The following is an 18384-nucleotide window of genomic DNA, read 5'->3' on the forward strand; positions in this document are numbered from 1 at the left end:
GTCTTTCCGAGGATTTCGGCGGTTTGAATGGGAATAATTCAGCGTTTCTTTTCTACCTTGGGGTATTAGATTCCTGATTGATGAACGCACTTTTTTCCTTTGTTTTACTGGTTGTTCTCTTGCTTCAACCCGCCGATCGGCTGACCCGGAAAGCCCATAAAATTCATGAACGGGTATTGACACTCGACACGCACGCCGATGCGCCGATCAACATGGTCAAAGACGGTTTTGATGTGGGCGAGCGGCACGACCGGGTGCGGGATCAGTCGCAAATTGATTTTCCCCGGATGAAGGAAGGCGGAATGGACGCCATGTTTTTTGCGGTTTATCTGGCGCAGGGACCCCGTACGCCCGCAGGCCATGCCGAGGCTAAAGCCAACGCCCTCCGGATTTTTCAGCGCATTCACGATGCGCTGAAGAAACATCCCGATCAGGCCGAACTGGCCACAACACCGGCTGATGCTTACCGGATCGAAAAAGCCGGAAAGCGGGCGGTTTTTATCGGCATGGAAAACGGGTATCCGGTGGGAGAAGACCTGTCCTTACTGAAAACCTATTACGACCTGGGCTGCCGGTACATCACCCTTTCACATTTTGCCAACAACGCCATTTGTGACTCTGCCACCGACCCCGACGGTCCGTTGCACAACGGCCTGAGTCCGTTTGGGCGCAAGGTGGTGCAGGAAATGAACCGGCTGGGCATTCTCATCGATGTTTCGCACGTTTCCGATAAATCATTTTACGACGCGCTGGAAGTATCGAAAGCGCCGTTGATTGCGTCGCACTCCAACGCCCGCGCGCTTTGCAATTTCCCGCGGAACATGACCGACGATATGATCAAAGCCCTGGCGGCCAAAGGGGGCGTCATCCAGGTTAATTTTGTAAGCGATTACCTCCGGAAACCGTCGGACGAACACCGGCAGGCCCTGAATGCGGTCCGGATGTCGGGGGTGGGGCGCGTGGTGACACCCGCCATGCAGGCACAGCTCGATGCCAAAGCCGATTCCATCCAGAAGCGGTACGCCTACGAGCGGGCCAGTGTGGCCGATATCGTCAAACACATCGACCATATTGTGCGCCTGGTCGGGATCGATCATGTCGGCATCGGCAGCGATTTCGACGGGGGCGGGGGCGTCAACGGTATGGAAGACGTCACCCAGATCGAGGCCCTGACGCTGGAACTGGTGCGTAAAGGCTATTCCGAAAAGGATATTGCCAAAATCTGGGGCGGGAATCTGCTGCGGGTGTTGGGGCAGGCTAAAAAAGAGTAACGTCCCTTAAAGCCGTCCCGGCGGTTTTTGGGGAACGCGGGCACCCGCCGTTTGCCAGATGGTTTTCCGAAGGCTGATAAAACCGCCCGTTGCATTCTCATAAAGTTGCCCCGAATCGACCGCCAGGGCGGCTGTCAGCCAGGTATCACCGAGCCAGTTGAGCGGCATGCCGAGTTGCACGATCGACGACCACTGGGGCAGGGTTTTGCGGAACGGAAAGTTATACGTTCCCTTATTTTCACTATAGGACACTTTGGCAATGAGCTGAAGCTGTCCTGCCAGGGTTGCCTGAAGGCCGACATGAGCCATCCTGACCCGGTTGTTATTCACCATATAACCGATCCGGTTTTCGGGTTTAGCGTCAATCAGGCGGGTTAAAAACGGTGTTCCAATGACGCGGTTTCTATAAATCCAGCCTTCCTGGTACTGGGCGTGGTTAAAATTATTGTCGCCACCCCAGCCGAATTGCAAATTCTTCAGGTTCGGATCCCCACTTTGGAAAACCGTAGTCAGGTACTCAAGGTTGATTCCATTTATCTGAATAAAGGTGTTGGCGGGTCTGGTATTGCGTAAACGAATACCGTATAAACCGTCCGGGACGTTCTGGAGAAGAAAGCTGGAAGCATCTTCAAAGGAATGCTGGTGGTACGCCAGAAGATGAAAACCGGAAAGCGACGTTTCCAGCGCGAAATCGGTGCTGCCGACGTGGTTTCCGTACATGTTTTCCCAGTCAAATTTGGTTATGCGGTCATTATTCAAACCGTTGGTACGGATGGCAAACATGACATTGGGCAAATCACTGAGCCGATTGGGCATCTGACCATTGATGGCAATTGAATTATCCGGCAAATGGTCGGTATGACCGGCCCATTGTACGTGGTGATTAAGGCCGACATAAAAGCGTACCCGCGCGGAAGGTCTGCCGATCCGAAACGTAACGGCTTTCTGGTGCAGGTAGGAGCGTTTCACGTACCAGGTATTGCCAAACCAGCCGTGCGCGATGAATGCGTTGACGGCGAGCCAGCTTCCTGATCGGAATGGGAGGAATCCCCGGGTGCCGATCTGAATTTTCGGTAGCGGTAACGCGTTTCCCGACCAGCCATACGAACCGGAGGAAAGCGTAGAGTCGATCAGTCCGATCACTTCGCGTCGCCGACCGGCGAGCAGGACGAGCCCGCGGTGGGTGAGTTTGAGGTATGCTTCGGGCAGCAGGACCGTACTGTTTTTTTCGGCATTCGCAACGCCCTCAGCGGCATACGACAGTGTCCATTCCCGGCCCGGATGAATAAACGACCGAACCGATGTCGTGTCTGTTAGCAGGAGCGAACCCTGGACGCCAAGCCGGAGGGTGCCACCGGGGCCTGACAAGGGAATCGTGCCATATTGATTGGCTCTTAACCAAAAGGGAATTCGTTCGGTGGTTGAACCGAAAGTGCCAACTTCCGCGTACCCAACAGCCTGGTGGGGGGGGGCTGGTTGCGCCCAGCCAACGAATGAAGAAAGAATAAATAAAAGAGGTAGACAGTAGCGTTTTTCCATGCAACAAAAAAAACAAATGTTTATGTTATTGCAACATTAGTTACATCTACGGATGACGAAACCTCAAAAAAGAAAAACCGGTAGTGAAAAACTACCGGTTTTCGATTGGTTAAATGTACTTGCTTAGGCTTTTTCGCAGAATTCTTCGAAAGCCATTTCAAGGTGCTGGGCGATCATCTGCGCCGAACGGCCTTCAATGTGGTGCCGTTCAATGAAATGAACCAACTCACCGTCCTTGAAAATCCCGATGGAGGGCGACGACGGCGGATACGGCAGCAGGTATTCCCGCATCCGGGCGGTCGCATCAAAATCGACACCGGCAAAAACCGTCACCAGTTTATCGGGTTTAATATCACTCAGGGCCAAAGCTGCTTTCACACCCGGACGAGCCGCACCAGCCGCACAGCCACAAACCGAGTTAACGACCACCAGCATGGTGCCTTCGGCGTTTTGCATTACGTCATCGACCTTCTCGGCGGTATTCAGGTCCTCGAAACCGACGCTGAGCAGTTCGTCCTTCATCGGGGCAACTAAATGAGGAGGATACATCGTAGTATATTTAAAAGTTTATGGTAACTAAATTGTTATGGCTAAAAATGGTTTGCTGGCTAAAAGGCAATTCACCATTTCGCCAGTATAACCATTCCATGACTCTAACCGTTCCTTTTACATGAACCCGAGTTCGAGTTTCGCTACTTCCGACATCATCTCGGTCGAGTAGGGGGGATCGAAGGTCAGTTCAACGCTCACGTCATTAACGCCCTCGATGGCCCGCACTTTGGCTTCAATCTCTCCCGGAATAGTTCCGGCCGATGGGCAGGAAGGCGAGGTGAGGGTCATCAGGATATAGACGTTATTGATCGGAAAAACCTTGATGTCGTAAATCAGGCCCAGTTCGTAGACATCGACCGGAATTTCCGGATCGTACACTTCTTTCAGGGCTTTGACAACTTCTTCTTTCAGTTCAGACTCATTCATGACAGTTTCCATTAAAGCGTTGACTGCTCGGCAGCCTGGTTTTTACCGGCCTGGAAGGCGGCAAATTGTTTCATTTGTTGAATCATCGAAGCCAGTCCACCAGCGCGCCGGGAGGTTACTAAAGTACTCAAACCGATGCGATCGATGAAATACAAATCGGCCTGGGCAATTGCTTCCGGTTTTTCATCCGACAGAATCCGGATCAACAGACTCACCAGGCCTTTGCTGATCTGGGCCGTCGGTTCACTGTCGGCTTCAAAATGAACCGTATTCCCCTGCATTTCGGAATGCAGCCAGACCTTCGACTGGCAACCCCGAATCAGGTTATCGTCGGTTTGGAACTGCTCCGGCATGGGCGGTAGTTTTTTGCCCAGGTCAATGATGTATTGTGTTTTATCGAGCTGATCGTCAAACAGATCAAATTCCTCGATAATCTCGTCCTGTTTTTCGTTGATCGTCATTTTATAACGTGCCCAGAGGTCTTCCCATCGGACGAATAGCTACCGCTTTGGTGGTAGAATCTTGATAAATTCCGTGACCATGATGTTTGCGCGTTAAGCTTACCGCATCATTTTCTGAACCCGGTGCAAACCCTGCACCAGCCGGTCGATTTCCTCTTTGGTATTGTAAACCGCAAAGGAAGCCCGGGTGGTTCCCGTAATGTTAAACCGACGCATTAGGGGCTGGGTGCAGTGGTGGCCCGTCCGGACGGCGATGCCCTGCTGATCGAGAATAACGCCCGTATCCTGGTGATGGATCCCGTCGAGCACGAACGAAACGACACTGATTTTATCCGGTCCCTGACCAATAATCCGTAAACCGTCGATGCTTTCCAGGGCTTCGGTGGCGTATTCGAGCAGGTGATGTTCGTAGGCGGCTACCTTTTGCTTGCCGAGGTTTTCAAGGTATTCCAGCGCGGCATACACCGCAATTACGTCGGCAATATTCGGGGTTCCGGCTTCGAACTTGTAGGGCAGGTCGTTGTAGGTGGTTTTCTCGAACGTGACCTCCTTGATCATTTCGCCCCCACCGCGCCAGGGTGGCATGGCCTCCAGTACCGCGCGCTTGCCGTACAACACCCCCATGCCCGTCGGGCCGTAGAGTTTATGCGCCGAAAAGACGTAAAAATCCGGATCCAGTTCCTGCACGTCGATGTCGATGTGTGAACTGGCCTGGGCGCCATCCACCAGCACTTTGGCGCCAACGGCATGGGCTTTCTCGATGATGGTTTTCACCGGATTGATGATGCCCATCGCATTCGAAACATGGACTACCGAAACAAATTTGGTTCGTTCGGAGAGCAGTTTTTCGTATTCTTCCAGAATCAGATTGCCCTTGTCGTCGATGGGAATTACTTTCAGCACACACCCGTTTTCCTCGCACACCATCTGCCAGGGGACAATGTTCGAGTGGTGCTCCATCGTGGTGATGATGATCTCATCCCCTTCCTTTAAAAACCGCCGACCGTAGGTTTGCGCCACCAGGTTGATGCCGTCGGTCGTGCCGTAGGTAAAGATGATCTCTTCCACCTGGGCCGCATTCAGGAATTGCTGAATGGCCCGGCGCGACGCTTCGAAGGCAGACGTTGCCTTCTCGGCCAGGGTGTGAATACCGCGGTGGATATTCGCATTATAGCCCTCGTAATACCGCGCCAGGGCGTTGAGCACCGGCAGCGGTTTTTGCGTGGTGGCCGCATTATCGAAATAAACCAGTTGCCGACCGTTCACGACCTGATCGAGAATCGGAAAGTCCCGGCGAATGGCTTCTATATCAAGGATTTCGTGGGGCGCGATTTGCATAAGGAGTTATGAGTTATGAGTGAAGAGTTATGAGTTATGAGTTGCTCCGCCAAATGGAATGCGTCAGCCAACTCTTAACTGTTAACTCATAACTCTTACTTCGTTAATTATCGTGCGAGTTTGGCCTGAATCCGGCGTTCGATCTGTTCGCGCAGAGGATCGATTTTGATCTTCTGGATCACGTCTTCGGCAAAGGCATACATCAGCAGCGACTGGGCTTCTTCTTTCGGAATCCCGCGTGAACGCAGGTAAAACAGGGCTTCCTCGTTCAGTTTTCCGGTAGTCGTCCCGTGCGAACACTTGACGTCGTCGGCGAAGATTTCCAGCTGCGGTTTGGTATTCATCGATGCTTCGTTCGAGAGCACCACATTTTTGCACGATTGGTAGGCGTTGGTTTTCTGCGCATCTTCCTGCACGAAAATCTTGCCGTTGAAAACCCCGGTCGAGCGGTCTTCCAGAATGCCCTTATACAGTTCGTTGCTGTGGGAGTTCGGTTTGCGGTGATCGACCAGTGTATGGTTGTCGATATGCTGCCGGCCGTTCGGGAAATACAAACCGTACATGTGCGCTTCGCAGTTCGAGCCGTCGAGCGCAATGTTGAGGTTGTTGCGGATAAAACCGCCATCGAGCGTCACCGTGGCGGAGTAAAAATAGCTGTTATCTTTCTGATCGACCTGTGTGGTGCCGATGTGATAGGCCATATCCGATTCGTTCTGGACCTTGTAGTATTCCATCCGGGCCTCGGTATCCAGCACAATTTCCGTGACCACGTTCGTAAAACTGGCCTGATCGCCCAGCGTTCGGAACGACTCGGCTATTTTGACTTCGGCGTTTTTATGGACGATGAACAGATTACGCGGCTGGGAGGCCACATTAACCTGCCGGGCGTCGGAAATAAACCGCAGAATGGTCGGGGCTTCGACGGTGGTATGCGCCGGAACCTGGATTACAACGCCTTCGTTGGCAAACGCGGTATTCAAGGCCGTAAAGGCGTTCGACTGATAATCAGCGTATTGAGCGAAGTATTTCGTCAGTACATCCGGGGCGGTTTTAATGGCTTCGGCCAGCGGAGTGATGGATAGCTGGTCGGTGGGGCTGACAATTTTGGATAAGTGTGGCTGATAATGCCCGTTGACAAAATACAGCACGTTCCCTTCCAGCCGCGACGATTCCAGCTGCGCCAGATCCTCCGCCGTTACCTCAGAAACCGCATTAAACTCGAAAACCTCCTTGATCAAAGGATTGACGTTCGTATACTTCCACTCTTCGTGCTTGACCGTCGGAAAACCCAGCCGATCGAACTGGTTGAGTGCTTCCCGCCGGATTTGGTGTAAAGCCGATTTGCTGGCACCGTTCATGCGCTCTTCCGAGGCCTGAAAATCCGCCAGCAGCTTGGACTTAAGATCGTTATTGGGCTGATTATTCATTCTGAGTCAGTTAGGAGTTAAGAGTGAAGAGTTATGAGTTAAAAGTAGACCCGTAAGCCTGGGCCAGCTCATAATTCATAACTCGTAACTCATAACTAAAAAATTAAACCGTTTCTACTTCGGCTTTGATCCAGTCGTAGCCTTTTTCTTCCAGTTCCAGCGCCAGTTCTTTCGGGCCGGATTTAACGATACGGCCTTTGTAGAGCACGTGCACGTAGTCAGGAACGATATAGTCGAGCAGGCGTTGGTAGTGGGTGACGACAATGGTAGCCCGTTCCGGTGAACGCAGTTGGTTGACCCCTTCGGCCACGATCCGCAAGGCGTCGATATCCAGGCCGGAATCGGTTTCGTCCAGAATGGCAAGCTTCGGCTCGAGCATGGCCATCTGGAAAATCTCGTTCCGTTTTTTCTCCCCACCCGAGAAACCTTCGTTCAGCGATCGGCTGAGCAACGACTGGTCGATATTGACCAGCTTCATTTTTTCCTTCATCAGTTTCAGAAACTGAACGGCATCCAGCGGTTCCTGACCCCGGTATTTCCGGATTTCATTCATCGCGGTTTTCAGGAAGTTGGTCGTGCTGACGCCCGGAATTTCGACCGGGTACTGAAAAGCCAGAAAGATTCCTTCGGCGGCCCGGTCTTCCGGCCCCATTTCCAGGAGATCTTTTCCGTTAAACAGCACACTGCCGTCGGTTACGGTATAGTCTTCCCGCCCGGCCAGAACCGCTGCCAGCGTACTTTTGCCGGAACCGTTCGGACCCATAATCGCGTGAACTTCACCGGGTTTGACGTCCAGATCAATGCCTTTCAATATTTCTTTATTGCCAATGGATGCTTGTAAGTTGCTAATAGTTAGCATAACGGAAGGATGATTACTACTTTCTTTAATGAAACCGCAAAGGTAATGAGATGATGTGTAAGCTACACGATCTGATAACAATTTCGCGCTGTTAAAAGTTGACGCTCACTGCATTTCGTTTGCCAGCGACCGGCTGCTTTTTTTTTCAGTACCCAAAGCCTTACCTTGCAGGCTGAAGAAGTATTCCCTTTTTTGTATATGCGAAATGGCAATCATCGGGTCCAAACTCAGGAAATCAGGGTCACATCAGAGGTCGGTGCGCTCCGGCGTTTGCTGATTCACAGCCCCGATCGCGGGCTGGGGAAGGTGATCCCGTCCAAGGCGCAGGACTGGCTATTCGAGGATATTGTTCATCTGGAAACCATGCGGAAGGATGAATATGACTATTATGTAAAAATCCTGCTGTACTTTCTCGATCCCGACAAAATCCGGGGCAAACTGGCGGAAATTGATGCGGATTCGGAGCGGAATTTTTTCAAACCGGATCACCCGGCGTATTTCCGTTCCGACGCCGTGATCGACATTCAGCGGTTGCTGGCCGAGATTCTGGAGGACGAGGTCATCCGCACCCGGCTGATCTCCGGAATTTGCGCCGTTGAACGGTGTAGTTTCCACATTCAGAGCCAGTTGTATACCTATGACCCGGTCGAGCTGTCCAAGATTCTGATTTCGGGTTCGTTGCCGAATCGCCGGATGCTGTTCGCGCCCCTGCCGAATTTTATCTTTACGCGGGATATTGGCATTGTCATCAATAGCCACATTCTGCTCAATAAACCGGCCAAACTGGCCCGGACCCGCGAGGCTTTTCTGGCGCAGTATATTTTCTTTTATCACCCGTTATTCAGCGCCTACCGGGACAAAATCATCGAAATTCCGGATAATGAGCATCATTTTCTGCTGCCCGACAATGATGCCAGTCACGATTATACCCGTTCGACGCTGGAAGGGGGCGACGTGATGATCGTCTCCGATAACCACCTGGTGATTGGTTGCAGTGAACGCACGACGCTCTATGCCGCCCAACAGGTGATTCGGATGCTGTTTGAAAAGAAGGTGGTCGAAAAAGTGACCATCGTTCAGATCCCCAAAAAACGGGATTACATGCATATCGATACTATTTTTACGCAGGTAAAACGCAATGTCTGGGTGTTGCTGGGCTCGTTGGGCCGGACGGGTGATGAAGCCAAAAAGCGGGATCTGCTGCATTTTCTGGCCCCGAAAGATGGTTCCGAGGACATGCGGATCATGCAGTTTACGAAAGGAGCCGAACACAAACCGGTTGCCTTCGAAAACCTCGAAGACCTGTTGATTTCCATTAGCCGCGACGACCTGGGTTGCCAGGAACCGGTGCGGTTTATCTATTCCGGGAACAATGAATTTCCGTTCGGGGCCCGCGAGCAATGGACGGACTCGTGTAACCTGCTGGCGCTGAAAGATGGCGTGGTAATCGGGTACGACCGCAACGACAAAACCCTGGAAGCTTTCCGGGAAGCCGGTTTTGAAACCGTTCGGGCGGCTGACCTTCTCGAGCGGTTCGAGCGGGGAGAAGCCGATCCCGAAACGCTGGAAGATACCTTCATCCTGTTGCCGTCGGCTGAGTTGTCGCGGGCGCGGGGCGGTTCCCATTGCATGAGTTTGCCTTTATTACGTGCCGAGTTATAACCCTAATTCCTATCCCGATGCAATCGCAGACCACCTCAACCATCCTCATGATCCGGCCCGTTCGATTTGGCTTCAATGATCAGACTGCCGAAACGAACACGTTCCAGAATGCGGCACTGGCGGCCCAAAACCGGGAAGAAATTCAGGAAAGCGCCCTCCGTGAATTCGACGAGATGACGCACCAGTTGAGTGCCGCCGGGGTTAACGTCATTATTTATGAAGATTCGCCTGAACCGTATACCCCGGATTCCATTTTTCCCAACAACTGGGTTTCGTTTCATTATAGCGGAACGGTGGTGCTCTATCCCATGCTGGCCCCCAACCGGCGACTCGAACGGCGGCTCGACATCATCGACGATCTGGCCAAAACCTACCACGTAACTAAAATTGTCGATCTGACGCATTTTGAGCAGGAGGGGAAATACCTCGAAGGAACCGGCAGCCTGGTGCTCGATCGAATGAAACGAATTGCGTACGCCTGTCTTTCCCCCCGAACCGACACGGGCGTTCTGGCCGAGTTCAGCCGGCGGACCGGGTATCGCGTTATCACGTTTTCGGCCGTCGATGCCGCCGGGGTTCCGGTGTATCATACCAATGTGGTGATGTGCATCGGAGATGTGTTTGCCGTGGTTTGCCTGGCCGCCATTATCGATCCGGACGAACGGTTGATGATCCGGCAGTCACTGGTCAACAGCGGAAAACACGTGATCGATATTTCGCTCGAGCAGATGGCGAAGTTTGCCGGAAACATGCTGCTGGTGACGACGCGGAAAGGCCAGAAACTGCTCGTAATGTCGACCACGGCCTTTAATTCCCTGACAGTCCGGCAGCGCGACGAATTGGACGATTTTGCGACACTGTTCCATTTTGATCTGGCTATGATCGAAAGCAATGGGGGCGGTTCGGCCCGGTGCATGATGGCGGAGGTGCATTTACCTTCTAAATGAGGTCCTCCATGAGTTAATTTATCGTGGTAAAAAACGGCTAAAAAGGGCTTTACGCTTACGAAAACCGTCTTTACGGGTAACCTCCAAAATTGAAATTATCTCATTTTTTCTTGGCTCTAAAATACCGTTTAATAACTAAATTGTAGCAACAAGGAGAAGGGCTTTTTGAATTCTGCGAAAACTCTAGTCATTTGTGGTAACATATTCTTAACAAAGGTCGGGGTCTAACCAAAAAATACTTGCTTTGACAAACTAATCTTTGTTAAGTTCGTTATATTTACAAATCAGTAACAAAATTTATTAGAAACGTTTAAAAACCCTAGCAATCATGATCGCAGAGAAACAACGGGTATCCAAGTACAGCAGTTGCCTGAATTTTACGGCAAATGCGTTAGCGAGAGTAATGACGAATATTTCCGATGATGAATTTGGCCGGTTAGGACTGACAGCTTCGCATGCGTTTGTGTTGAAGGAAGCAATCGAAAACCCCGGAATTCAACCCAAGGAATTAAGTGGCGAATTACATTTAACGCCATCGACAATTACCCGTCTTATTGAGAAGCTGGAGCTGAAAAAACTGGTGGAACGCAAAATTGAAGGCAAGCACACCCTGGTTTACGCTACGGAAAAAGGGATTGCGATGTTGCCAGACATTAAAAAAGCCTGGGACAATTTGATGCGCCGGTACGCCGAAATTCTGGGCGATGAAAGTTCGCGCAAAATGACAGATATGATTTACGGTGCCGTAAAGGCGCTGGGTAAAGATTCTTAAAAAGCACACTCATAAGGAAAGTATGATCTTGGTTGCGCACGGTTAGATCAGAGGTCCAACGAGCGGAACAGGCTATTTGAAAACAATTTCAATGGTTGAATGGTAGAATTGAAGGAAACTGGAAAACAGTACCCGGTCGAGGATTACAATTCAACCATTGAAGTTATGAATACGAGGCACGAAAAAGTTGCTTTAATAACCGGTGCCAACCGGGGACTTGGAAAGGAAATTGCACACCAGTTGTGCAAAGAAGGCTATGCGGTTTTTATGGCCGCCCGCGATGCGGAGAAAGGCCGGGACGCCGTTCGTGAATTCTGCGATAAAGGCTACGAAGCCATCTTCCTCCATATGGATGTTACCGATCCGGTAAGCATCAAAAATGCTTATGGGGCTTTCTCCCAAAAAGCTGATCATCTTGACGTACTGGTGAATAATGCCGCCATTCTGGAAGAAGCAGACCGGCATGTCGATATTCGTAAACTCAACATCGAGTCGTTGGAGCGTACGCTCAAAACCAATCTCATTGGGCCGATTATGGTCATTCAGGACTTTTTGCCTTATCTGGAAAAAAGTAAACGGGGCGGCCGGATCATCAACATGACGAGCGATCTGGGGGCGCTGTCGCACATGCGCGATGGGTACCCGGCCTATAGTCTCTCAAAAACCGCCCTACACGCAATGACGAAGCAATTTGCGGCCGCACTGGTGGGAAAAAACATTGCCGTAAGTTGTGTAAATCCGGGCTGGGTACAAACCAGTATGGGCGGTTCCGGGGCCAACCGATCGCTGGAGAAAGGGGCCGAAACCGCCGTCTGGCTGGCGACGGAAGCGCCACTGCACGAAACCGGCAAGTTCTGGAAAGACAAGCGGGAAGTGCCCTGGTAAGCGGAATCTGCTATATTTGCGTATTCCTGACTCTTAAAACCATTCCTATGACTTTTCGTCGAAAAGCCGCTTTCCTTTTCACGGTGCTGTCGGTATGCGCGCTCAACAGCGTTGGCCGTGGGTTCACTGCGGGCGGGGCCGATTCCGTTAAAGTAACCGCAGCGGGGGCCAGTCCGAAACAGATTTCCAGCCAGTTCAAATTTACCGAAGGACCGGCCGTTAACAAGAAAGGGGATATTTACTTCACCGATCAGCCGAACGATAAAATCTGGCAGTACGACGCCGACGGGACCTTATCCCTTTACATGGATAAAACCGGGCGGTCGAACGGGCTTTATTTTGATAAGAAAGGCAATTTGATTGCCTGTGCCGACGAAAAGAATGAACTGTGGGCGATTAGTCCGAAGGGAAAGATAACAGTTTTGCTGACGGATTACGAAGGCAAACGGCTCAACGGTCCGAACGATCTGTGGATTGATCCGAGAGGAGGAATCTATTTCACCGACCCGTATTACCAGCGCGATTACTGGGATCGCAAAAAGCCGGAGATTGAGGGCCAGAAGGTTTATTACCTGCCCAAAGGGAAAAAAGCCCCCGTGATAGTCGATGATAATCTGATGCAACCCAACGGAATTGTCGGAACCCCGGACGGGAAGCACCTGTACGTCGCCGATATTCGCGCCAACAAAACGTACAAATACCAGATCAACGCCGATGGTTCGTTAACAAATCGCCAGTTGTTTGTTTCGCAGGGCTCCGATGGTATGACGCTCGATAACCAGGGGAACGTTTACCTCAGCGGTCGGGGGGTAACGGTATACAGCCCCGCGGGCGAAAAGCTTCAGGTTATTCCGGTGCCGTCGCGCTGGGTCGGGAATATCTGTTTTGGCGGAAAAGATCGTAAAACGCTTTTCATCACGGCATCGGAATCGGTTTATACCGTTGAAATGCAGGTAAAAGGAGTGGAATAGAACGTTGCATTTCCAACGAAGCATAAAAAAAACCGTTCCAGTTCTGGAACGGTTTTTTGGTAAGTAATGGGCGGTAAATTAGGCCCGAATTCGGATCCGAACCGGCTGGGCCACAATTTGTGAGCCATTATCCAGCGTGACCAGGAACATGAAGGCGATTTCGGCCGATGGGGCAACGGAAACGGCTGGCCGTTTGGCCGAAAAATCCTTGAGCGTAGTGGTAAACTCCGCCTTGGTACCATTGCCGGCGATGGGAGCCGCAAGATAATTCTGCGAAGCCGTATTCAGCGTGGCGACGTTGATGCTGGTAGCGCCGGCCGCAACCCGGGTGATCTCTTTGATCGTCCGACCCGAAGACTCCGGAATCGACAGGGTGATTTTGATGTTACCACCCGCAGCCGTAGAAACTTCGTAATACGGATCAAAACCGTACGTAGTGGCACCCGGATAGGTTACGGGCACGTCCGGACGATTATCCTGGACCAGGTCGCTGTAGACGTAATCATCTTTGCAGGACGTTCCGGCCAGCGCGATTACTGTAAGCAAAAGAAATTGAAACGCTATTTTTTTCATGATAGTATTCAGTTAACGAATGACCGATTAATCAACATCCCACCACAGTTTCACATTGGATTGCGGACCCGGATTCGGGAAGTTCGGATTCCGCTCGATTTCCTGCGTGATGTAGGCCGCCCGTACCGGACGCGTTCCGTCGATACCAACGGCGTTCTGCGAGGGTGTCAGTTTGGGATAACCGGTTCTGCGCCAGTCGTTCCACGACTCCAGTCCGTTACCCGTCCAGGCAATCCATTTCTGGGTAATGATCTGCTCGAGCTTTTGCTCGTTCGTTCCCGTCAGCGTTGCCACGTTAGGGTTGGCTTTTAGATAGGCCGCAATGTTCTCATCCGAAATACCGGCCAGTTTCATCGAAGCCGTAATGCCCTCGGTATACAGGGCCTGCGGATCGCCCGGGGTGCCGAGTGTCAGGGCCGATTCGGCCAGAATGAATGCGCGCTGGAAGTTGGTTAACAACCGGACCGGGCCTTCACCCTGGGTACCCGTTACGTACGGCGCATACCGCGACCAGGTAGTAGTAGGCGTGGGCAGTACACCGTTATAACCGTTATCAATGCTTACGTAATCGGTCGACGGTTTGGTAAAGAAAACCGGCAGACGCGGGTCGGTTTTAGACGGGTCTGCGGCATTTGGCCGGAGAATATTCAGGAAACGGGTACTGAGAATCAACTCGTTGCTGAATGATCCGAAAACCGCCAGGTTCCAGATGGCGCTCGTACTTCCGACGCTGCTACCGAATTTTACGTTCAGGTCCTGCGCGTTGCTGGTGATGTACAGGTTTTTCGTCAGTACTTCCGTAATGATGGTTTTGGCCAGCGCCGGTTCTTTGTCGCTGATTGTATTGGCCATTTTCAGCATGAGCGTATAACCGGCACGTTTCCAGTTCTCGACGTTCCCGGCATAGACGATATCTTCGGCACCTGGTTTGGGAGTGGTGGTGGCATCCAGATCCGTAATCCCTTCGCGGACCAGATCGAACAGGCTCTGAATCCCTAATGATTGATTGCCTTTGTAGATATCCTCCTGTTTGTCCAGACGAGGCTGAACAAATGCTTCGCCTTGCAGGGCCTGTGAATACGGAATGTCACCCCAAATATCCGTTGCCATGCTGAAGGTATACGCCTTCATGATTTTAGCAATACCGGTATAGATTTTCGCATTCCGCTGGTCGGCCGATTCAATGAGTTTCTGATACCCAACCAGCGCACCGCCGTAGATATCGAAACGCCACTGGTTCCCAAAATCAGCGCCATTGGTGTTAAACCGGTCCCAGGTAGCGGGGCTTCCACCCGCACCAGACAGGTAATTCACCACAACCGAGGCAAACCGGTTTAGTTCGCCATTGTTGGCAAAAGCGGTACCGGCCAGGGCCGACGGCAGCAAAACGGCGGGTGTTACTTCCGTCGGGTTGTTCGGCGTCACGTTGACGTCGAGGTAGTTGCTACAGGCACCCATGGAAAGCAGCAGGGGCACCAACAGAAATTTTTTATAATTGAAGATCTTCATTGTCAGCATAATGATGAAGGTGATTAAAACGTAAACCGCAGGTTGACACCGTAATTCCGCGTGTTGGGAACACCGTTCAAATCAAGTCCCTGAATGTTACCGGCACCTTGCGTGTTGGTTTCGGGATCACCGAAGTAATTCGGTGCGTAGAACCACAGGTTACGGCCACTAACACCGACCGAAACCGCGCCAAATGGCGTTTTGCCAATCAGGCTGGCCGGGAGGCTGTAGTTCAGCGCTACTTCGCGCAGGCGGTAAACCGTCGCGTCGAAAACGGCCGATTCCGATGCCAGACCACCGAGGTTGGCCCAGTAGTTCTGCGCGCTCACCTGGATGTTGTTTGGCGTGTATGATTTCGAACCGTCGGCGTTGGTAACTTCAATGACACCCGGTAAAATACGCGGTTGTTCACGGTCGATACCGGTGACAGCTAAGTGGCCCTGACCCCGCAAGTCAACCGCACCAAACGAGTACAACTGACCACCCTGCCGGGTGTCAAACAAGACCGACAACGCCAAGCCTTTGTAACTGAACGTATTGCTCAGACCAGCTGTCCAGTTCGGATTCGGGTTGGAGATTACCTGTCCGGCAATACCCGGTACGAACGCACCCGTATTGGGGTTGATCAGGTAGTCGCCCTGTGGGCTGCGGGCATTGGCGGTTCCGACAATCACGCCGTAAGGATGGCCCACCACGATCGATGGGTTAATACCGGAGAAGGCGTTCCCGGTAATCGGTGATTGTGTGACGCCCGGAGCGATTTCTTCCACCTTGTTCCGAATGCGGGTGAAATTCAGGACCAGATCCCATTTGAAACCGTTTTGCAAACGGACCGGCGTGGTGTTCAGCACCAGTTCGATCCCTTTGTTGCGCAAGGCCCCTACGTTGGTCGTGCGGGTGTCGTAACCAGTTGAGTTAGAGACCGAAACGTTGAAAATCTGGTTGGTACTGCGCGTGTCGAAGTAGGCCAGGTCGATGCTGGCCCGGTTGCGGAACAGACCCAGGTTCAGCCCGAACTCGTACGAACGGACAAACTCGGGCGTCAACGCGTTGTTACCAATTCGGGTGCTGGGACCGAAACCCGGCAAACTGGCACCACCCACCGAAATCGGGAAGGTTATGCTGGCGGCATTGTTCCCGTAGCTGGAGCCTACAAAAACCGAATTCAGCAGGTAAGGGTCGGCATCCCGCCCCACCCGGGCAATGCTGGCGCGCACTTTCGCGTACGACAACACATCCGAGTTGAGCTTGAAGGCATCGGTCGGAACAAAGCTAACCGAGGCCGCCGGATAGAAGTACGTATTGCTCGACTTGGGCAGCGTCGATGACTGGTCAACCCGGCCCGATAATTCCAGGAACAGGTAGTTCTGGTAGCCCAGCGATACCTGACCGTAGTAACCGACCAGTCGGCGCAGGGTGTTGTTCTCCTGGCTGGCGGTGAAAACCGAGCCGTTGCTGACGTTGTAGAAACCCGGAATGGTCAACTGCTGCGCCGACAACGTGGTGTTCTGATCCCGGCGCTGGTTGATGTTATTGCCCAGCAACACATTGGCCGTCAGACCTTCCAGGAACAAATCATCTTTGTGCGCATTGATCAACAGGTCGCCGTTCAATTCGGAGCGGAAGAACATATCTTCAACAATCTGGCCGGCTGGTCCGCGGGCTGATCCGATGGCGAAGCTCATTTTCCGACGATCCGTGTAGGTATCGGCCGTTACCCGGTACGATACATTCAACCATTTGGTGATGTCATAACCAACCTGGAAGTTACCGAAAATCCGGTCCACCTGGCTTTTCATCGTTTCGTTATAGGCGCTCCAGAGCGGGTGATTCTGCGTGGTGGAGTAATAAATACTCTTGCCCTGGGCATCCTGATACGGCGAACCGATCAGGTCGTAGCTCCGGGGAATCCGGGTAAGCTGCCCAAAGGCACTACCGCCGTTTCCGACCGGAATCCCGTTCTGGGCGGTTTTTACGTACGTTACGGTGCTGCTCAGTTTCAGGCCGTTCTGGAGCTTGGACTCACCGCCCACCTGAATGTTGGTCCGGTCGAATTTGGTGTTTGGGACAATCCCTTTCTGCAGCGTATTGCCTACGGCCAGGATGTAGTTCCGGCGTTCGTCGCCCGAAGCGATGTTGAACGAGTTCTGCCAAACACTACCCTGATTGTAAAAATCTGTGATGTTATTCGGGTAGGCCTGATACGGAACTTTGGTGCCCTGAAGCGTCGTCACTTCGGTCAGGCTACCACCGAATTTAGGCCCCCAGGAGTTACCGGAAGTGTTGACGAAGTTGTTCTGCGTACCCTGTCCGTAGTCGTTTTGCAGGGCAGGAAGACCGTATACGTTTTGAACGTTGAAGGAAGAGTTAACCGTTACTTCCGTTTTTCCCTTCATGTTCCGGCCGGTTTTTGTCGTGATGACAATGGCGCCGGCCGATGCCCGCGAGCCGTATAAAACCGAGGCTGCGGGGCCTTTCAGGACGTTGATGGACTCGATGCTTTCCGGGTTGATGTCGGCCAGACGGTTGGAGGCCTGGGCGCTGAAAAGCGAGTTGTCCGTCGATGAGTTGCGGTTTACGTCATTGTTGAAAATAACGCCATCGACCACAATCAGCGGCTGGTTGCTGCCGTTGAACGACGTAATCCCCCGGATGTTGATGTTGGTGGAAGCACCCGGCGCCCCGCTGGAAGGCGTAATGTTCACCCCGGCCAGTTTCCCCTGGAGGGCATTCAGTACGTTGGGTTCCGACCGTTGCGCCAGTACATCCCCGCGAACATCCTGGGTTGAATACCCAAGCGAACGACGGTCGCGTTCGATACCCTGGGCGGTTACCACAACTTCCGAGAGTTGGCTGGCATCCGATTTAAGCTGAACGTTGATGGTGGTTTGATTGCCTACTTCGATTTCCTGCGTTGTGGTTCCGATGAAACTAAAAACCAGGCGGGCGTTGGCGGGAACGTTGGTCAGACTGTAATTTCCGTCTGAATCGGTGGTGGTACCGCGGCTGGTACCTTTCAGTTGAATGCTCACACCCGGGAGGGAGGAGCCGTCGTCGGACGAGGTGACTTTACCGGTCACTGTCCGATCCTGAGCTAGTGCGGGCAGTGCAAAAAGCACGCACAGTAGCCAAAAAACGGCTAGACATTTTCTCATAGATAGGTTATGTTTGGATGAACGTAAAAAAATGGAT

Annotated in this window: 16 protein-coding genes; 6 read left to right on the plus strand and 10 right to left on the minus strand. The window is 52.2% G+C overall.

The genetic code is table 11. The features are described 5' to 3' along the window. Positions 1-80 precede the first annotated feature (80 nt). On the plus strand, positions 81-1271 hold the full coding sequence (locus ACFPMF_RS25180) for a dipeptidase (protein ID WP_379850366.1): 1191 nt from the start codon (positions 81-83) through the stop codon (positions 1269-1271). 6 nt (positions 1272-1277) lie between these two features. Here ACFPMF_RS25180 and ACFPMF_RS25185 read toward each other — a convergent pair whose 3' ends face one another. The 7 genes from ACFPMF_RS25185 to sufC form a co-directional block, all read right to left on the minus strand. After that, entirely contained in the window at positions 1278-2810 is a 1533-nt protein-coding gene (locus ACFPMF_RS25185) for a capsule assembly Wzi family protein (protein WP_379850368.1), read from the minus strand. 123 nt (positions 2811-2933) lie between these two features. Next, positions 2934-3359: a BrxA/BrxB family bacilliredoxin gene (locus ACFPMF_RS25190; protein WP_379850370.1), complete on the minus strand. Its 426-nt coding sequence runs from the start codon at positions 3357-3359 to the stop codon at positions 2934-2936. 117 nt (positions 3360-3476) lie between these two features. Beyond that, positions 3477-3788, minus strand: coding sequence for an SUF system Fe-S cluster assembly protein (locus ACFPMF_RS25195; protein ID WP_379850372.1), 312 nt, complete (start codon positions 3786-3788; stop codon positions 3477-3479). An 11-nt stretch (positions 3789-3799) separates the two neighbouring features. Further along, complete coding sequence (locus ACFPMF_RS25200; protein ID WP_379850374.1) at positions 3800-4249, minus strand: SufE family protein; 450 nt, start codon at positions 4247-4249, stop codon at positions 3800-3802. A gap of 99 nt (positions 4250-4348) precedes the next feature. Then, positions 4349-5587 carry a SufS family cysteine desulfurase gene (locus tag ACFPMF_RS25205; RefSeq protein WP_379850376.1) on the minus strand — a complete coding sequence of 413 codons (1239 nt, stop codon included), beginning with the start codon at positions 5585-5587 and terminating at the stop codon, positions 4349-4351. Positions 5588-5694: 107 nt separating this feature from the next. Next, complete coding sequence (gene sufD, locus ACFPMF_RS25210; protein WP_379850378.1) at positions 5695-7014, minus strand: Fe-S cluster assembly protein SufD; 1320 nt, start codon at positions 7012-7014, stop codon at positions 5695-5697. 103 nt (positions 7015-7117) lie between these two features. Then, positions 7118-7873, minus strand: a complete 756-nt coding sequence (gene sufC / locus ACFPMF_RS25215) for a Fe-S cluster assembly ATPase SufC (protein WP_379850380.1) — start codon at positions 7871-7873, stop codon at positions 7118-7120. Positions 7874-8071: 198 nt separating this feature from the next. Here sufC and ACFPMF_RS25220 point away from each other — a divergent pair, with 198 nt between their 5' ends. The 5 genes from ACFPMF_RS25220 to ACFPMF_RS25240 all read left to right on the plus strand — a co-directional run bounded on the left by ACFPMF_RS25220 (position 8072) and on the right by ACFPMF_RS25240 (position 13110). Further along, on the plus strand, positions 8072-9535 hold the full coding sequence (locus ACFPMF_RS25220) for an arginine deiminase family protein (RefSeq protein WP_379850382.1): 1464 nt from the start codon (positions 8072-8074) through the stop codon (positions 9533-9535). 17 nt (positions 9536-9552) lie between these two features. Then, positions 9553-10482, plus strand: a complete 930-nt coding sequence (gene ctlX / locus ACFPMF_RS25225; RefSeq protein WP_379850384.1) for a citrulline utilization hydrolase CtlX — start codon at positions 9553-9555, stop codon at positions 10480-10482. Between the two features lie 328 nt (positions 10483-10810). Further along, positions 10811-11254: a MarR family winged helix-turn-helix transcriptional regulator gene (locus ACFPMF_RS25230; protein WP_379850386.1), complete on the plus strand. Its 444-nt coding sequence runs from the start codon at positions 10811-10813 to the stop codon at positions 11252-11254. A 165-nt stretch (positions 11255-11419) separates the two neighbouring features. Beyond that, positions 11420-12139: an SDR family NAD(P)-dependent oxidoreductase gene (locus ACFPMF_RS25235; protein WP_379850388.1), complete on the plus strand. Its 720-nt coding sequence runs from the start codon at positions 11420-11422 to the stop codon at positions 12137-12139. Between the two features lie 47 nt (positions 12140-12186). Beyond that, on the plus strand, positions 12187-13110 hold the full coding sequence (locus ACFPMF_RS25240) for an SMP-30/gluconolactonase/LRE family protein (protein ID WP_379850390.1): 924 nt from the start codon (positions 12187-12189) through the stop codon (positions 13108-13110). A 78-nt stretch (positions 13111-13188) separates the two neighbouring features. On the opposite strand, the gene ACFPMF_RS25245 is transcribed toward ACFPMF_RS25240, so the two are convergent. The 3 genes from ACFPMF_RS25245 to ACFPMF_RS25255 are packed head-to-tail and all read right to left on the minus strand — an operon-like array spanning position 13189 to position 18347. Continuing rightward, entirely contained in the window at positions 13189-13683 is a 495-nt protein-coding gene (locus ACFPMF_RS25245; protein WP_379850392.1) for a hypothetical protein, read from the minus strand. 27 nt (positions 13684-13710) lie between these two features. After that, positions 13711-15201 (minus strand): SusD/RagB family nutrient-binding outer membrane lipoprotein, encoded by a 1491-nt coding sequence (locus tag ACFPMF_RS25250; protein WP_379850394.1) that lies wholly within the window; start codon positions 15199-15201, stop codon positions 13711-13713. A gap of 14 nt (positions 15202-15215) precedes the next feature. Beyond that, on the minus strand, positions 15216-18347 hold the full coding sequence (locus tag ACFPMF_RS25255) for a SusC/RagA family TonB-linked outer membrane protein (protein ID WP_379850396.1): 3132 nt from the start codon (positions 18345-18347) through the stop codon (positions 15216-15218). Between the last annotated feature and the right edge of the window lie 37 nt (positions 18348-18384).

The organism is Larkinella bovis (assembly GCF_042655385.1).
GTDB lineage: Bacteria > Bacteroidota > Bacteroidia > Cytophagales > Spirosomataceae > Larkinella > Larkinella bovis.

What these genes read in the sequence shown, in the direction of transcription:
- ACFPMF_RS25180 (WP_379850366.1), top strand. Translation starts at nt 81, where the DNA reads ATGAACGCACTTTTTTCCTTTGTTTTACTGGTTGTTCTCTTGCTTCAA.
- ACFPMF_RS25185 (WP_379850368.1), bottom strand. Translation starts at nt 2,810, where the DNA reads ATGGAAAAACGCTACTGTCTACCTCTTTTATTTATTCTTTCTTCATTC.
- ACFPMF_RS25190 (WP_379850370.1), bottom strand. Translation starts at nt 3,359, where the DNA reads ATGTATCCTCCTCATTTAGTTGCCCCGATGAAGGACGAACTGCTCAGC.
- ACFPMF_RS25195 (WP_379850372.1), bottom strand. Translation starts at nt 3,788, where the DNA reads ATGAATGAGTCTGAACTGAAAGAAGAAGTTGTCAAAGCCCTGAAAGAA.
- ACFPMF_RS25200 (WP_379850374.1), bottom strand. Translation starts at nt 4,249, where the DNA reads ATGACGATCAACGAAAAACAGGACGAGATTATCGAGGAATTTGATCTG.
- ACFPMF_RS25205 (WP_379850376.1), bottom strand. Translation starts at nt 5,587, where the DNA reads ATGCAAATCGCGCCCCACGAAATCCTTGATATAGAAGCCATTCGCCGG.
- sufD (WP_379850378.1), bottom strand. Translation starts at nt 7,014, where the DNA reads ATGAATAATCAGCCCAATAACGATCTTAAGTCCAAGCTGCTGGCGGAT.
- sufC (WP_379850380.1), bottom strand. Translation starts at nt 7,873, where the DNA reads ATGCTAACTATTAGCAACTTACAAGCATCCATTGGCAATAAAGAAATA.
- ACFPMF_RS25220 (WP_379850382.1), top strand. Translation starts at nt 8,072, where the DNA reads ATGCGAAATGGCAATCATCGGGTCCAAACTCAGGAAATCAGGGTCACA.
- ctlX (WP_379850384.1), top strand. Translation starts at nt 9,553, where the DNA reads ATGCAATCGCAGACCACCTCAACCATCCTCATGATCCGGCCCGTTCGA.
- ACFPMF_RS25230 (WP_379850386.1), top strand. Translation starts at nt 10,811, where the DNA reads ATGATCGCAGAGAAACAACGGGTATCCAAGTACAGCAGTTGCCTGAAT.
- ACFPMF_RS25235 (WP_379850388.1), top strand. Translation starts at nt 11,420, where the DNA reads ATGAATACGAGGCACGAAAAAGTTGCTTTAATAACCGGTGCCAACCGG.
- ACFPMF_RS25240 (WP_379850390.1), top strand. Translation starts at nt 12,187, where the DNA reads ATGACTTTTCGTCGAAAAGCCGCTTTCCTTTTCACGGTGCTGTCGGTA.
- ACFPMF_RS25245 (WP_379850392.1), bottom strand. Translation starts at nt 13,683, where the DNA reads ATGAAAAAAATAGCGTTTCAATTTCTTTTGCTTACAGTAATCGCGCTG.
- ACFPMF_RS25250 (WP_379850394.1), bottom strand. Translation starts at nt 15,201, where the DNA reads ATGCTGACAATGAAGATCTTCAATTATAAAAAATTTCTGTTGGTGCCC.
- ACFPMF_RS25255 (WP_379850396.1), bottom strand. Translation starts at nt 18,347, where the DNA reads ATGAGAAAATGTCTAGCCGTTTTTTGGCTACTGTGCGTGCTTTTTGCA.